Below are 15,152 nucleotides of genomic sequence, written 5' to 3' on the forward strand. Positions count from 1 at the left end.
ATGGAAATCAATACGATTATTGGCATCGTTGTTGCCATTATTATCATGCTAGTTGGCTTAAGAATGATTTTAAAAAAGCCGAACCATGCTGAACCCTCGCTAGACAGTGATTTACATATTAATCCTGAAAGTAATCAACCAGTTATTCCTCGTCATGTACGAGATCAACTTGAACAGGCGGAAGCAGCTGTAGCATCATCAGCTGTTGCTGAACGTGTAGAACCGACTTTAAGCGAGCAGGCGCAGCCAAAAGAACAGGAAACAAAAGAAGTAGAACAAGCTTCACAAACTCAAACAGACCAGACACAAGCACCCGTTGAAAATACTCCAGTAGAAGAAGTTAACGCTGAAGAAAATACTGTTAGTCCAACTGTAAGTGGAAATAGTTCAGTTGAGTTAACTGATACCGTTTCTGCTGAACCAGAAGCTACAAGCTCATCAGAAGAAAAAGTGGCAGAAGAGCATTCTAAAGCAGAACCTGAATTAAGCTTAAATCCGAATATTGAAACGGCTGAAATTGCCGAGTTTGAAGGTGAAAGTAATATTCTGGATGTACATTTGCATGAGCAACAGCGTTTTGACGACGAAAGTGCGTTAGCAATGGCTGAGCAGATTATTGCACTAAATGTTTATCCAAATCCGCGCCGTGCGTTATCGGGCGATAAAGCACTGAAAGTACTTTTAAAATACGGTCTACGTTATGGTGAAATGTCTTGTTTCCATCGTTATGAAAATACCGATGAACCAAGTGCACTCATGTTCTCTGTACTTCGTATGACAGATAACGGTCCAGCTGGTTTTGATTTGGAAACTTTATCTGCGGAACAAGTTCAAGGCTTGGCATTTTTCCTTGCACTTCCAAACAGTAAAGCAGTTACTGGTTTTGACATGATGACCAGTATTGCAGGTCTTATTGCTCGTGAAATTGATGGTAAGGTTTATGATGAAAATAACCTTGAGTTTACGCCACAGTTAAAAGAACATTGGCGTCATCATGTGATTGATTATCGTCCTGCACAGGCAACAGCCTAGTTTAAATTTTTTGTATAGGTTGCGATAATTGCAACATATCTAGTCGCAGCTCAGGGTGGAGAAATTTCCACCCTTTTTTATGGTGAATAACATAATGGCAATAACTTCCGTGATCGAACAGATGCGTCAGCTTATTCAACTGATTGCAAAGCATAACCATGCCTACTATGTCATGGATCAGCCGACAATCTCGGACAGTGAATACGATCATTTATTTCATCAGCTAAAAGCTTTAGAAGAGCAATATCCTGAACTTGTACAAGCTGATTCACCAACAACGAAAGTAGGTGGACAAGCGCTTTCAAAGTTTGAAAGTGTGACCCATGTGGTGCCAATGCTTTCACTTGGTAACGTATTTAACCAAGAAGATTTATTTGCATTTGCACGCCGTGTAGAAGAGCGACTACCAAACCAAAAAGTACAATATGAAGTTGAGTTAAAACTCGATGGTCTTGCAATTTCACTATGGTATGAAAATGGGGTATTGGTTCGTGGTGTAACTCGTGGGGATGGTGAAACCGGCGAAGACATTACGCAAAATGTAAAAACCATCCGTAACTTGCCTAAAGTTTTACATTCAGAAAAGTACGACATTCCGCGCTTGCTCGAAGTTCGTGGTGAAGTACTCATGCCAAAGTCTGGTTTTGAAAAACTCAATGCGGATCAAGAGGCAAAAGGCGAGAAAACTTTTGCTAACCCTCGAAACGCAGCAGCAGGAAGTTTAAGACAACTTGACCCAAATATTGCTGCTAGCCGACCTTTAGCATTTTATGCATATGGTATTGCGCAGTGTGAGCCAAATCATAACTTAACGACCATGCATGATAGTTTGCAGTGGTTAAAGGAACTTGGTTTTCAAATTGCGGAACGTCAGTACTTGTGTAACTCAATTCAAGAAGTACAACAGCGCTACGAACAAATTCAGCAAGAGCGTCCAAACCTACAAGTTGAAATTGATGGCATGGTCGTAAAGGTCGATGACCTAAAACAACAACAGCAGCTTGGTTTCTTAAGCCGTGAACCACGTTGGGCAACCGCGTATAAATTCCCAGCACAAGCGGCACTGACCACTGTTGAACAGATTGATTGGCAAGTAGGGCGTACTGGGACTTTAACACCTGTAGCACGCTTAAACCCTGTTTTTGTGGGTGGTGTGACGGTTTCTAACGTGACTTTGCATAATATTGGTGAAATTCATCGTCTAGATGTACGCGTTGGAGATACGGTAAGTGTTTATCGTACTGGTGACGTTATTCCCAAAGTAGAAAAAGTTTGGCCAGAGTTCCGTCCTGCCGAAGCAGAAGTTGTTCATTTACCTAAAAACTGTCCAGTATGTGCTTCTCCTGTAGTTATGCCTGAAGGTGAGGCTCTCGCACGTTGTTCTGGTGGTTTATATTGTGCTGCACAGCGTATTGAAGCCATTCGCCACTTCGTATCGCGTAAAGCTCTAGATATTGAAGGTTTGGGAGATCGTTGGGTTGAGTCTTTATTACACCTCGATTTACTCAAAGATGTTGCTGATATTTACCATTTGCATGAACACAGAGAAACGCTGTTGGGCATCGAAAAAATGGGTGAAAAGTCAGTACAGAACCTCATTGATGCCATTGAAGCTAGTAAGAAAACAACTCTTGCGCGTTTTATTTATGCCTTAGGTATTCGTGGGGTAGGTGAAACAACAGCTAGAATGTTAGCCAATACATTCCAGACATTAGAGGCTCTTAAAGCTGCTGATATTGAAGCTTTGAAGAAAACTCCTGATGTAGGCGATATTACTGCTGAATGGATTGCTGATTTCTTCTTGGCACCGCATAACATTGAAGTACTTGATCGTTTAATTGCTGCGGGTATTCATTGGGATGCGCCAACAGCACCAACACGTCAACCATTAAATGGTGAAAGCTGGGTGCTTACAGGTACATTAGAGCAAATGACACGTGATCAGGCGACTCAAATGCTACAAGCATTAGGTGCGCGTGTAAGTGGCAGTGTATCGAGTAAAACTAAATGTGTGGTTGCGGGTGAAAAGGCTGGTTCAAAACTAGAAAAAGCAGCGAAATTAGGTATTCCTGTCATGAATGAAACAGATTTCTTATCACTCATGGCGGGTTATGGGCAGACTTTGAGCTAAAAGACTTAGCGAAATAAGAACCATTGATTTTAGTTACAAATTTATAAATTGATGGTTTATGTCATATTTGAACGCTTGTTTGAGCTTATAATTCGGACAAGCGTTTCTTTTTGCAGAGGAAATTTAAATAACTTAAACTGCAAATGCGTATGTTTCTCATTTTAATTTGATAAAAATCATAAACTTAACTATTTTTTATTTTGCAATCATTTTTAAGATTGCCCATAATAGACTCATACGATAGGAGATTTATTATGCGTGGCAATCCAGAAGTCATAGACTATTTAAATATGCTCATTGGCGGAGAGTTGGCTGCCCGTGATCAGTATTTAATCCATTCTCGTATGTATGAAGATTGGGGTCTAAACAAGATTTATGAGCGTATTGACCATGAGATGCAAGAAGAAGCTTCTCATGCCGATGCAATTATTCGTCGTGTATTATTTTTAGGTGCCAAACCAAACATGCATCGTGAAGATATCAATGTGGGTACAGACGTTGTATCTTGCTTAAAAGCTGATTTAGCACTTGAATATCACGTGCGTGAAAAATTAGCGACAGGTATTAAACTTTGTGAAGAAAAAGGCGATTACATTAGTCGTGACATGTTACGTCAACAATTATCAGATACTGAAGAAGACCATACTTATTGGCTTGAAAAACAGTTGCGTTTAATTGAACTGATTGGCCTACAAAATTATATTCAGTCTCAAATTTAATAATTTGAAAAACCCAGCTTAAGCTGGGTTTTTTATTCGCTCATTTTAATAAAATGAAGTCATTCCTTAGATGTTAATATTGTCAAATTGAATATATTCAAAGCCTTACTGTATAAGGCTTTGGCGGTTACAAAAAAGTCAGAAAAATTGTATCAGACCCCATGTTTTTTTTGTGGAATTGGATATAATTTCGCCAACAAAAACCCTTGCCTGGAACTTAATAAGGCAGGGGTTTTTCTATGGGGAATCGGTTGGTATGGATCGCCAATGGTTTTATGGTGAGCTTCGCGTATATGTTATTTTCCAAACCTGCTGTTTTAGATACAGCTACTCTCTTAAGCACACAACGATTAGCAACTCGTCTTAGCTTTTTTAGCTTGGGCTTTGCGATATCTGCTTGGGCGCCACTTATTCCTTATGCACAGCAACGTTTAAATCTGAATCATGCAAATTTTGGTTTATTGCTGCTTTGTATGGGAATCGGCTCAATGATTGCTATGCCTGCGACAGGGGCTTTAGTTAAGCGTTGGGGATGTCGTCCTTTAATTGCTGTGGCGACTATACTCTTAACAGTATTACTACCAAGTTTGACGATTTGGCATAGTCTTGTATCGATGGCGGTGGCGTTATTTATTTTTGGTACGGCAGCAGGTAGTCTTGGCGTTGCTATCAATTTACAAGCAGTTGTGGTGGAAAAGAACAGCTTACGTGCACTCATGTCCAGTTTCCATGGTATGTGTAGCCTGGGTGGTTTAATAGGTGCCATGCTTGTGACTGCACTACTGGCAATTGGTCTTTCACCACTCATGAGTACGCTGTCTGTGGTCATGATTTTATTGGCAGTTAGCTTTGTTGCTATTCCATCTGCTTTAACAACCTTTGAGCAAGATGAACAAGGTGCAGCAGAAATAACTGACGCACCGAAAAAATCTTCGCGTCCAAATGGTACTATTCTCTTAATTGGGATGATGTGTTTTATTGCCTTCTTGTCAGAAGGTGCAGCAATGGACTGGGGTGGTATTTATTTAACGAGTAAATATCAGCTGAATCCTGCTTTTGCGGGGCTGGCTTATACATTCTTTGCACTTAGTATGACAAGTGGTCGTTTTGCAGGACATCTCTTGTTAAAACAATGGGGCGAGAAAACCATTGTGACTTATAGTGCAATTGTTGCAGCTCTTGCTATGGTCACTATTGTGATGGCACCTATTTGGCAGGTCGTGGTATTAGGTTACGCACTTTTAGGTTTAGGCTGCTCTAACATTGTGCCTGTTATGTTTTCGCGTGTTGGCCGTCAAAATGATATGCCTAAAGCAGCAGCGCTTTCTTTGGTTTCAACCATTGCTTACACTGGCTCATTAAGTGGTCCAGCTTTAATCGGTTTAATTGGTCAGTGGACCAGCTTAACCACAGTGCTATCAGGTGTAGCGGTTTTATTAACTATGATTGCTGTACTCAATCGCTTTACCCTTGTGAAGGCAAAGTAACTTAAGCCGATTTACCCGCCGAAAGAACATCGAGAAAACTTCTCGATGTTCTATAAGCTTAAATCATTATAAGACATGGTAAGTAGGTTGATACTTGTCTTGTAATGACAGCTTAGACTTATTGAAAGTCGGAGCATTTTCTAAATCCTTCAAGAAAGTATTTCGCCAATCACTCAAGTCGGTGGCTGCTAAACCTTCGATTAATTGTTCATAACGATTAATACGTTCTGCTTTAGACATCTCTAGAGCGGTTTTTAGAGTATCCATCATGGCTGCTCTATCTAATGGGTCAACAATCAAGGCCTGAGTCATTTGTTCAGCAGCACCAGCATATTTAGATAAAATCAGCACACCGGGGTTCTCTGGATCTTGAGCCGCAATATATTCTTTTGCGACCAAGTTCATGCCATCACGTAATGAGCTAATCCAGCAAATATCAGAACGACGATAAATATGCATTAGACTGTCATGTTGAACAGTATCGTAGCAGCAATCAATTGGACGCCAGTCTTCGTGTGCAAACTCTTCATTAATCAGCTCTAGTTTGGTTTTAAAACGTTGGTATAAACGTTGATAAGCTGGAATATCAGTACGTGAAGGCGTTGCAACTTGAAGGTGGCGTACCAGTCCATGATATTCAGGATTAGTTTCCAAGAAGGTCGCAAATGCATTGAAACGCTCAAGTAAACCTTTTGAATAATCAATCCGATCAACCCCAATAATAGTTTTTTGACGTGGAATATCTTCAAAGTTAAATACATATGGGGTATGAAATGCCTGTTGTGCTTGGCGCTGAATAAGTTCAGGTTGCACACCAATAGGGTAGGACTTAATCAACACCTGACGTTTTTTATAACTGATTCGGTCGCTTAGTATTTTTTGAGCTTCAAGTAAGCCCATGCAGGTTTGCATACAGGTGTTTTGGTCAGCTTGGGTCTGTAGACCAACCACATCATATTGGCAAAGGTCTTGTACTAACTGTAGTGCAACTGGAATTTTGCGCCAAATATTTAAGCTTGCAAAAGGAATATGCAAAAAGAAACCGATTTTATTTTGCATACCTAATTCGCGGCAATGACGGGCTACACTAAAAAAGTGATAGTCATGTACCCAAATAACATCATCCGGTTGAGCAATTTGCTTTAATTTTTCAGCAAATAAACGATTAACCCTTTGGTAAGTATTATATTCTTCAGCATCATATTCGATCAGATCATCTCGATCATGCATGGCAGGCCATAAAACTTTGTTAGCAAAACCACAGTAGTACTGCGCATATTGCTGATGTGTAAGAGGGCAGGTAATGTAGTCAATCCCATGAGAATATGCCTGATCGAACTCAGGCGCTTCAGTATCGGTAATTTGCTGACCATTCCAGCCTAACCAAATGCCGTTACTGTCATTTAATGCGTCTTGTACAGCTACTGCAAGGCCACCTGCTGAAGCCTTACCTGATGGCATACTTATTCGATTCGATAACACGATTAATTTAGACATATTTGTTCTCCATTCTGATCTTGACTATTTTTGACGTATAACTTTTTTATTTTTTCGAGAAAGAAAAAAAGAAAATTAGAAACGCTGTTAATATCTTTTAATCTATATTGAGCTTCTGTTTCACCAGAACCTACTTTAATTGAAGTGCCAAATTGTTGATTAATAAAAGTGAAACCCGATTCATCTGTTAAATCATCTCCTATAAATATCGGATGAATTAACGGTAAATTAAGATGATTTAATATAGTTTGAATTGCTTCACCTTTATCTGCCTGTTTAGGTACTAATTCAACTACAAATTTTCCTCTATTTAATTTTAGTTGAGGATAAAAATATTTAATCTGTTGCATAATATAAATTGCATTATTTTCTAATTTTGGATTTTTTCGATAATGCAAAGCAATAGAATATCCTTTATCCTCAATTAATAAATCGGGATATTTTTCACAAGATTTTATAATATCTTCTTTTAATTTATTAAAATTAATATCACTTAAGTCTGGGCGAATATAAGTGTTAGTGTCAAAATAAATATCTAAACCATGTAGCCCAGCTATAGGAACTTCAATAGACTGAAGCAGCTTACTAGCCGTTTCAACATCACGACCTGTTACAGCAATCACTGGTATATTTAATTCAATAATTTTTTTTATAACGTCTAATGTCGTATTCGGAATAAAACTATGTTCAGGATGAATTTGAAATGGAGCTAATGTTCCATCAATATCCAGAAATAAACAATAATTTTTATCTGAAGGTAAGGTATTTATAATACCGTTGGGTGTAACAAAATATGTATCTTTTTCTCTCCCATCAGATATTATACTTTGACTGTTCATATTAACCTGCCCAATATTTTTGATCATTAATTAATCTTCTAGCATTAAAATGAATTGATGAGTCATTTTTTTTAATAAAAAAACATAAGTATTAACATTAATTACATTGCACAATGGATTTATGGGTGAAGTGTGGATTATGTTGTTTTTTGATTTGCTTCAATGTTTACATAATTAAATTTTTGTATATTTCATATGAATAATTTAGGCCTTACTTATCAATATATTTCAGAATATTAAATGCTTATAAATGTCTGATTTTACTTTTCGAAATTTAATTTTTATGTTGATTTTAAAGGATATTTAAAATTGATATTAATATATAATCTTGCAAAAGTTGGCTGTGGACATGCATATGAAGTTACAAAATAAAATTTTATTGATTACAGGTTGGGGAGTAGGGGTAGAACCTTTGCAATCACTTAAATTGCATTTGGGAAAAGCTAGTTTTGAAACACAACTAATTGATATCTTTAATATTTTAGAGAGTAACTTTCAAGCACAGCTTGATTTAGTGGCTGAAATTGATGTGGTGATAGGTTGGTCTTTAGGTGGACAGTTAGCAACTCATCTCGTTGACTTTTTTTATAAACAAACTGGGCAAACTAAAACGTTAATTACGCTCGCGTCGAATCCATGTTTTGTTGCTAACGATAATTGGCAAACAGCAATGCCTACTGATGTATTTAGTCAATTTAAAGCGTCTTTTTTACAGAACCCGCAAGCCACTTTAAAGCGTTTTTATTATTTGATTACACTTGGCTCATCTCAAGCGAAACAAGATTGGATGAGTGTACAAAATATAGCAAATCCGCCGTCAAATGAACTTTTAATAGAAGGTTTGCAAATGCTTGAACAGTTAAATCTGGTAGATAACTTGAAAAACTATCCAGGTCTACAGCTTCATCTGTTTGCTGAGCAAGACAATGTCATTCCTTGCAAAATTATGGAGAATTTTAAGGATTTCGCTACAGAAAACATGACTTATAAGTTGCTAAAAGATGCTACACATGCTTTTCCCTACCTACAGTTCGAAAGAACAATTGAAGAAATCTGCCAATTTTTAACAATTCATCAGCAAAGTTAATAAGCTTTGATTGATATCGCAATTTTCTTTCATTCTTAACAGGTTTAACATGTATTCAATGAAAGATTTGATTGCTGTAAAAGGGTATAGAGGATGACCGATAATTTTGATTTGGAACATATTTGGCATCCATATACTTCAATGACCCAACCGTTACCCACATTTAAAGTTAAGCGTGCTTATGGTGCGACGATTGAACTCGATGATGGTAGAACTTTAATTGATGGTATGTCCTCTTGGTGGTGTGCAATTCATGGCTATAACCACCCTGAACTTAATCAGGCAGTGACCGATCAATTACAGAACATGTCACATATCATGTTTGGCGGGTTAACTCATGATCCTGCGATTGAGCTTGGAAAAATTCTTTTAAAAATTACACCGCCAAGTCTCGATAAAATTTTCTATGCAGACTCAGGATCAGTTGCTGTTGAAGTTGCTCTGAAAATGGCTGTGCAATTCTGGACAGCACAGGGCCAACCACAAAAAACAAATTTTATTACAACGCGTTCTGGTTACCACGGTGATACATGGAATGCGATGTCTGTCTGTGATCCGGTTACAGGTATGCATCAAATTTTTGGTACCAGCTTACCAAACCGTCTTTTTGTAGCGGCACCACAAACCAAATTCCACGAAGAATGGAATCCTCAAGATATTGCCGAGTTAGAACAAGCGATTCAGCAAAATCATGAAAAACTTGCCGCACTCATTATTGAACCAATTGTTCAAGGTGCAGGGGGCATGCGTTTTTATCATCCTGAATATTTACGTCAGGCTAAGGCGCTTTGTGAGAAATATCATCTGTTATTAATTTTTGATGAAATCGCGACTGGCTTTGGTCGTACGGGTAAGCTTTTTGCGTGGGAACATGCTCAAGTCGAACCGGATATTATGTGCCTAGGTAAAGGGTTAACAGGCGGCTATATGACGTTATCTGCGACCTTAACAACAAAGCATGTCGCAGAAACCATTAGTCGCGGTGAGGCTGGAGTATTTATGCACGGCCCAACCTTTATGGCCAATCCACTTGCTTGTGCCGTTGCCTTGAAAAGTACGCAATTATTAATTGAGCAAGATTGGCAAGCCAATATTAAGCGAATTGAGCAACAGCTTAGCCAACATTTAGTGCCTTTAAATCAGCTTGATTATGTTGCTGATGTACGAGTGCTGGGTGCAATTGGTGTAGTAGAACTCACCTTTAATGTTGATATGAAAACTTTACAGCAACAATTTGTAGACCGTGGAATCTGGATTCGCCCTTTTGGCAAACTGGTTTATGTGATGCCACCTTATGTCATTGCTCAACAAGAGCTAAGTGATTTGCTTGAACAATTGGTTGACGTTGTTAAAACATTGCAGGGAGCGCATTAAGATGTCATTGCTTGATCATTTTGCTACAGAGTTAGATGAGTTAAAACAACAGGGTAATTTCAGACAATTTACTCAAAATGTGCAGCATGGTCGTTTTATTACTATTCAAAATAAAACAATGCTCAACTTAGCTTCAAATGACTATCTTGGACTTGCGGCTGATCTTAATCTTCGCCAAGAGTTTTTAGATAGCTTACCTTTAGAGCGCAGCTATTTTAGTTCTTCATCGGCCCGTTTATTGACGGGTAACTTTGATGAATATGAACAGTTGGAAAATAGCCTAAGCAAAGCATTTGGTGGTCGGTCGGCGCTGTTATTTAATAGTGGCTATCACATGAATATTGGTATTTTGCCAGCTGTTTCTGATAACAAAACTTTAATTTTGGCAGATAAATTAGTCCATGCGAGCATGATTGATGGGATCCGTTTATCTGGTGCGCAGTATGTACGTTATCGTCATAACGATTTACAGCACTTAGAACAACTTCTGCAAAAGTATCATGATGATGACAAGATTGAACGAATCATTGTGGTCACAGAAAGTATTTTTAGTATGGATGGTGATGAAACGGACTTAGCTGCATTAGTCCAGCTTAAAAAACGTTTTGCTAAAACCATGCTTTATGTCGATGAGGCACACTCAATTGGTGTACGTGGTCAGCAAGGTTTGGGATGTGCTGAACAATATAATGTCATTCAGGAAATTGATTTTCTAGTTGGTACCTTCGGTAAAGCATTGGCAGCAGTCGGTGGTTACATTATTTGCGATCCAATTATTAAAGACTATCTTATTAATAAAATGCGTCCGCTTATTTTTACGACCTCTCAACCCCCTATTATTGTAGCTTGGGTAAACTTTATATTCCAAAAAGTATTAGTTGCTCAACCTCAGCGTGAACACTTAAAAAATATTAGCCAATATCTTCAACAAGCTGTTGTACAAAAGGGTTATGTAAGTCCGTCGACGAGTCATATTGTTCCAATTATTGTGGGAGAGAGTCAGGCTGCGATCGATAAGGCAAAACACGTTCAAGAAAGCGGCTTTTATGCCATGCCTGTACGCCCACCAACAGTACCTAAAAATAGTGCACGTTTGCGTATTTCTTTAACGTCAATGGTTGAACAACACGAGCTTGAAGCACTGGTGAGTTTTCTGTGAGTCTGAATAAAAACTTAGTTGCCGAGCGTTTTGCTAAAGCGGGGCAAAGCTATTCAGAGCATGCGGTTGTTCAAAAACAAATTTGCCAAAATTTAACGGGCTTACTAAAGCAGTTTTGCCCAAGTACGATGTCACGTGTCTTTGAAATTGGTTGTGGTTCTGGCAATTTAACTCGTCTGCTTGTTGAATCTTTTCAAATTGAAGAATTAATTTTGAATGATCTGTATGCAGAGGTGCAGCAGCATTTTAATCATCAAGAACATTTGAAATGGTTAGTTGGAGATGTTGAAACGTTAGAACTCCCTCAACAGCTCGATATGATTGTTTCAGGTTCTGCTTTGCAATGGATGCAAGATTTACCGCGTTTGCTTAAGCGTTGTAATGAAGCTTTAACTGACAGCGGTTGGTTATGCTTTTCAACATTTGGAGCTAAGAACTTAATTGAAATTAAAGAGCTAACTGGACAAGGCCTAAGTTACTGGTCGCTTGGAAATTGGACCAATGCCTTAACTCAGACTGGTTTTGAGATTTTGCATTTGGCAGAGTCAGAAACGCAGCTTTATTTCGATTCACCTAAAGCGGTATTACAACATTTGAAAGCAACAGGTGTAACTGCTACAGCTCAGCATCGTTGGACTAAGCAAAGTTTACAGCAGTTTTATCAAGATTATGAGCGGTTTAAGCATGCTGAGGGATATGCCTTAACATATCATCCGATTTATTGTATTGCCCGGAGAATGAAATAAATGAGTGGTCAGATCTATTTTGTGAGTGGGATTGATACCGAAATTGGTAAAACCTACGCGACAGGTTTTTTAGCAAAATTATGGACTGAGCAGGGTAAAAAAGTAATTACCCAAAAACTCATTCAAACAGGTAATGCTGATATCTCAGAGGATATCCAGAAGCATCGTGAAATTATGGGGCAAGGTTGGTTTCAGGAAGATCACGATAAGCTGACTATGCCTGAAATCTTTAGTTATCCTGCTTCACCTCATTTGGCAACACGCTTAGATAATAGGGAAATTGATTTTCAAAAAATTGAAAATGCGACTCAAACATTGGCTGAGCGTTTTGAAATTGTATTGTTAGAAGGTGCAGGGGGCTTAATGGTGCCCTTAACCAGCAGTCTACTCACCATTGACTATGTGGCTCAGCATCAGTTTCCCGTTATTTTAGTGACTTCTGGTCGTCTAGGAAGTATTAATCATACTTTGCTTAGTCTTGAAGCACTTAAGTCACGCGGTTTGAAATTAAAAGCTTTGGTTTATAACTTAAAAGATGAATCAAAAGATCCATTAATTTCGCAAGATACTTCAAATTATTTGAAGGACTATTTAGCCATTCATTTCCCTGAGGCTGAGTGGATTGAATTAGCAAAAATGAATTAAGTGCAAACCAGCAATAAAAAACCGCTCTAACATGAGCGGTTTTTTATTTAAAAGTTTTACTTAGAACTTTTTAAATCCACGGTTAAAACCCGTCGATTTGCGCTGATTGCCTGTGTTAGCTGGCGCTTCTTTTTCATCATCACGACGTTGTTGACGTAAATAACCACCACGACGTGCTGCCATTGGCTTTTCAGTCATACGGTCAGTACGACGTTTTGCCATACCAAATAAACCTGTACCTTGACGTGGCTTTAATTCAACAGATTTTGCCAAGTTGTCGATGTCAGTTTTGTCTAACTCCATCCAACGACCCGTACGTAACTCACGTGGTAAAATAACAGTACCGTAACGAGTACGTAATAAGCGGCTTACTTTAAGACCTTGTGATTCGAAAATACGGCGAACCTCACGGTTACGGCCTTCTTTCACTACAACTTGATACCAGCGGTTAATACCTTCACCACCAATTTCAGAGAAAGATTCGAACTTGGCTGGACCATCTTCAAGCTCTACACCATTGACCATGTTTTGACGTAATTGTGGGGTTACTTCACCCATTACACGTACAGCGTATTCACGTTCAATTTCATTAGATGGGTGCATTAAGCGGTTAGCAAGCTCACCATCATTTGTGAATAGTAATAAACCTGTACTGTTAATATCCAGACGACCTACCATTACCCAACGGTCATTTGCAATTTGTGGCAAATGATCAAATACGGTTGGGCGTTTTTCTGGGTCATTACGTGAACAGATCTCACCCTCAGGTTTATAATAAATCAGTACACGACGACGAATTTCGTCCTCGATTTGGAACTGAACTTTACGGCCATCAATGCGTAATTCATCGCCTGGTTCAATGCGCTCACCCACTTGGGCAACGCTGCCGTTTACACTCACGCGTCCTGCGGCAATAACCTCTTCCATATATCGACGGGAACCTAATCCGATTCGCGCTAATACTTTTTGCAATTTTTCACTCATGACAGCACAACCTTAGACATAATGATCAACAGTCCACCTCTTTATGATTTCGGTGCATTCGCATCGAGAGCCATAAATGCTTCCTTGGCGTTCTGTAGGGGAGGCAATTGGCCTAAAGAGGCTAGACCAAAAGCATTCAGAAATTGAGGCGTTGTAATTAGCAACGCAGGTCTTCCGGGTAAATCTCTAAAACCAGCTTCTTTAATCCAGTTCCAGTCAAATAGTGTTCTGAGAATCTGACTATTATTAGATACACCACGAATTTGTTCAATATCAGCACGCGTGACTGGTTGATGATACGCAATGACAGCCAACGTTTCTAGTAAAGATGGCGACAGTTTTGTTGGTCGCTCTGGCCAAATCTGCGCAATAATATTGCGATATTTGGATCTTACCTGAAAACGGAAGCCTTGCGCGGTTTCAATCAACTCAATAGAGCGGCCATGTTGTAAGAGGGCAAGCTGTTGTAAAAGCTGACGAAGCTGTTGTTTGTTATATTGATTATTAAAAGCTTCTTTTAAACGAGCAATTGAAACAGGTGCTTCACTGGCAAAAATAATCGCTTCAAGTTGTAATAAAACTTCGTGATGAATGTCAGCTAATGACAAATCAGTATTATTTTGTTCAAAACTCATGCCGCAGACCCTTGAATAGCCAATGGAGCTTCAACACCTGTCGCAATAATTTTAATCTTTTGTTGTCGGGTCAATTCTAAAACAGCCATAAAAGTTACAACCATTCCCATACGGCCTTGTTGGGGATTCAGTAATTCTTTAAAACTTAACACGTCGCCTGACTCTAATTTCTCTTCAATATAAGCAATACGTTCTTCTAGCAGTACAGGCTCTTGTGCAATTGTGTGCGTTACAGGTTCTGGACGGTTAAATACGCAAAACAAAGCATCGTGTAATGCAGAAACATCATAACCTTCATAGACAGGTGCAATATGGCCTAAGCTTACATTGGCACTAAATGTATCACGGTCAAGAACTGGCATTTGACCCAAACGCTCAGCAGCTTGCTTAATACGTAAATAAGTCTCAAGTCGATCAATAAGATCCTGCTTAGGATCTTTTTCAATACTAATAACAGTTGGCTTAGGTAAAAGTAAGCGAGATTTCAAATCAGCCAATAAAGCAGCCATCACCATATAGTCGGCAGTCAGCTCAATATTTAAGGATTTCATGCTATCCATATAAGCTAAATATTGAGTAGCAATAGGGGCGATATCGAGCTGAACTAAATCAAAACCGTTTTTCTGAATCAGATAAATTAAAAAGTCGAGTGGTCCTTCAAACTGTTCGAGTAAAATCTCAAAGGCAGCCGGAGGAATATAAAGATCTTCAGGAATCGTGTCGTGCCACTCATCTAAAACACGGATGTGTGGAACGTCTTCCATGGATTGATGAAGTGATTGGTTCATTACGATTATAAGCCACGCGAATTTTCAAA

Annotated in this window: 14 protein-coding genes; 9 read left to right on the forward strand and 5 right to left on the reverse strand. The window is 38.8% G+C overall.

The window, feature by feature from the left end; translation table 11 throughout:
* The 4 genes from ACG59Z_RS08550 to ACG59Z_RS08565 all read left to right on the forward strand — a co-directional run bounded on the left by ACG59Z_RS08550 (position 1) and on the right by ACG59Z_RS08565 (position 5,369).
* A complete protein-coding gene (locus ACG59Z_RS08550) occupies positions 1-1,032 on the forward strand; it encodes a cell division protein ZipA C-terminal FtsZ-binding domain-containing protein (RefSeq protein ID WP_400198833.1) in 1,032 nt (343 codons plus the stop codon).
* Between the two features lie 94 nt (positions 1,033-1,126).
* Positions 1,127-3,163: an NAD-dependent DNA ligase LigA gene (ligA, locus tag ACG59Z_RS08555; RefSeq protein WP_400198834.1), complete on the forward strand. Its 2,037-nt coding sequence runs from the start codon at positions 1,127-1,129 to the stop codon at positions 3,161-3,163.
* A gap of 254 nt (positions 3,164-3,417) precedes the next feature.
* Entirely contained in the window at positions 3,418-3,882 is a 465-nt protein-coding gene (gene bfr / locus ACG59Z_RS08560; protein ID WP_001214863.1) for a bacterioferritin, read from the forward strand.
* A 293-nt stretch (positions 3,883-4,175) separates the two neighbouring features.
* On the forward strand, positions 4,176-5,369 hold the full coding sequence (locus ACG59Z_RS08565; protein WP_400198891.1) for an MFS transporter: 1,194 nt from the start codon (positions 4,176-4,178) through the stop codon (positions 5,367-5,369).
* A gap of 66 nt (positions 5,370-5,435) precedes the next feature.
* Here ACG59Z_RS08565 and ACG59Z_RS08570 read toward each other — a convergent pair whose 3' ends face one another.
* Together ACG59Z_RS08570 and otsB are read right to left on the reverse strand one after the other, a co-directional pair.
* Entirely contained in the window at positions 5,436-6,866 is a 1,431-nt protein-coding gene (locus tag ACG59Z_RS08570) for a trehalose-6-phosphate synthase (protein ID WP_400198835.1), read from the reverse strand.
* Positions 6,854-7,705 (reverse strand): trehalose-phosphatase, encoded by an 852-nt coding sequence (gene otsB, locus ACG59Z_RS08575; RefSeq protein WP_400198893.1) that lies wholly within the window; start codon positions 7,703-7,705, stop codon positions 6,854-6,856. The genes ACG59Z_RS08570 and otsB overlap by 13 nt, the downstream gene beginning before the upstream one ends.
* Positions 7,706-8,060: 355 nt before the next feature.
* Here otsB and ACG59Z_RS08580 point away from each other — a divergent pair, with 355 nt between their 5' ends.
* The 5 genes from ACG59Z_RS08580 to bioD all read left to right on the forward strand — a co-directional run bounded on the left by ACG59Z_RS08580 (position 8,061) and on the right by bioD (position 12,716).
* The gene (locus tag ACG59Z_RS08580; protein WP_400198836.1) at positions 8,061-8,792 is read left to right on the forward strand and encodes a hydrolase; all 732 of its coding nucleotides are present in this window, start codon (positions 8,061-8,063) and stop codon (positions 8,790-8,792) included.
* A gap of 93 nt (positions 8,793-8,885) precedes the next feature.
* Positions 8,886-10,166 (forward strand): adenosylmethionine--8-amino-7-oxononanoate transaminase, encoded by a 1,281-nt coding sequence (gene bioA, locus ACG59Z_RS08585; RefSeq protein ID WP_400198837.1) that lies wholly within the window; start codon positions 8,886-8,888, stop codon positions 10,164-10,166.
* 1 nt (position 10,167) lies between these two features.
* Complete coding sequence (locus tag ACG59Z_RS08590) at positions 10,168-11,325, forward strand: 8-amino-7-oxononanoate synthase (protein ID WP_400198838.1); 1,158 nt, start codon at positions 10,168-10,170, stop codon at positions 11,323-11,325.
* Positions 11,322-12,071: a malonyl-ACP O-methyltransferase BioC gene (gene bioC, locus ACG59Z_RS08595; protein WP_400198839.1), complete on the forward strand. Its 750-nt coding sequence runs from the start codon at positions 11,322-11,324 to the stop codon at positions 12,069-12,071. Before ACG59Z_RS08590 ends, bioC begins: the two co-directional genes overlap by 4 nt.
* Positions 12,072-12,716 carry a dethiobiotin synthase gene (bioD, locus tag ACG59Z_RS08600; protein ID WP_400198840.1) on the forward strand — a complete coding sequence of 215 codons (645 nt, stop codon included), beginning with the start codon at positions 12,072-12,074 and terminating at the stop codon, positions 12,714-12,716.
* A gap of 60 nt (positions 12,717-12,776) precedes the next feature.
* Here the strand turns inward: bioD and rluB are convergent, their stop codons facing one another.
* Genes rluB through ACG59Z_RS08615 form a run of 3 tightly spaced genes read right to left on the reverse strand, consistent with a single transcriptional unit; the run spans position 12,777 to position 15,123 of the window.
* Positions 12,777-13,700 carry a 23S rRNA pseudouridine(2605) synthase RluB gene (gene rluB / locus ACG59Z_RS08605; RefSeq protein ID WP_263613051.1) on the reverse strand — a complete coding sequence of 308 codons (924 nt, stop codon included), beginning with the start codon at positions 13,698-13,700 and terminating at the stop codon, positions 12,777-12,779.
* A gap of 41 nt (positions 13,701-13,741) precedes the next feature.
* A complete protein-coding gene (scpB, locus tag ACG59Z_RS08610) occupies positions 13,742-14,335 on the reverse strand; it encodes an SMC-Scp complex subunit ScpB (protein WP_004703403.1) in 594 nt (197 codons plus the stop codon).
* Positions 14,332-15,123: a ScpA family protein gene (locus ACG59Z_RS08615; protein WP_031944538.1), complete on the reverse strand. Its 792-nt coding sequence runs from the start codon at positions 15,121-15,123 to the stop codon at positions 14,332-14,334. Before ACG59Z_RS08615 ends, scpB begins: the two co-directional genes overlap by 4 nt.
* Positions 15,124-15,152: the final 29 nt, after the last annotated feature.

The organism is Acinetobacter sp. ABJ_C1_1, from assembly GCF_044684115.1.
GTDB lineage: Bacteria > Pseudomonadota > Gammaproteobacteria > Pseudomonadales > Moraxellaceae > Acinetobacter > Acinetobacter nosocomialis_A.

Bases quoted from the DNA above. Each gene is read 5' to 3' on its own strand.
- ACG59Z_RS08550 (WP_400198833.1), top strand. From the start codon at position 1: ATGGAAATCAATACGATTATTGGCATCGTTGTTGCCATTATTATCATG.
- ligA (WP_400198834.1), top strand. From the start codon at position 1,127: ATGGCAATAACTTCCGTGATCGAACAGATGCGTCAGCTTATTCAACTG.
- bfr (WP_001214863.1), top strand. From the start codon at position 3,418: ATGCGTGGCAATCCAGAAGTCATAGACTATTTAAATATGCTCATTGGC.
- ACG59Z_RS08565 (WP_400198891.1), top strand. From the start codon at position 4,176: ATGTTATTTTCCAAACCTGCTGTTTTAGATACAGCTACTCTCTTAAGC.
- ACG59Z_RS08570 (WP_400198835.1), bottom strand. From the start codon at position 6,866: ATGTCTAAATTAATCGTGTTATCGAATCGAATAAGTATGCCATCAGGT.
- otsB (WP_400198893.1), bottom strand. From the start codon at position 7,705: ATGAACAGTCAAAGTATAATATCTGATGGGAGAGAAAAAGATACATAT.
- ACG59Z_RS08580 (WP_400198836.1), top strand. From the start codon at position 8,061: ATGAAGTTACAAAATAAAATTTTATTGATTACAGGTTGGGGAGTAGGG.
- bioA (WP_400198837.1), top strand. From the start codon at position 8,886: ATGACCGATAATTTTGATTTGGAACATATTTGGCATCCATATACTTCA.
- ACG59Z_RS08590 (WP_400198838.1), top strand. From the start codon at position 10,168: ATGTCATTGCTTGATCATTTTGCTACAGAGTTAGATGAGTTAAAACAA.
- bioD (WP_400198840.1), top strand. From the start codon at position 12,072: ATGAGTGGTCAGATCTATTTTGTGAGTGGGATTGATACCGAAATTGGT.
- rluB (WP_263613051.1), bottom strand. From the start codon at position 13,700: ATGAGTGAAAAATTGCAAAAAGTATTAGCGCGAATCGGATTAGGTTCC.
- scpB (WP_004703403.1), bottom strand. From the start codon at position 14,335: ATGAGTTTTGAACAAAATAATACTGATTTGTCATTAGCTGACATTCAT.
- ACG59Z_RS08615 (WP_031944538.1), bottom strand. From the start codon at position 15,123: ATGAACCAATCACTTCATCAATCCATGGAAGACGTTCCACACATCCGT.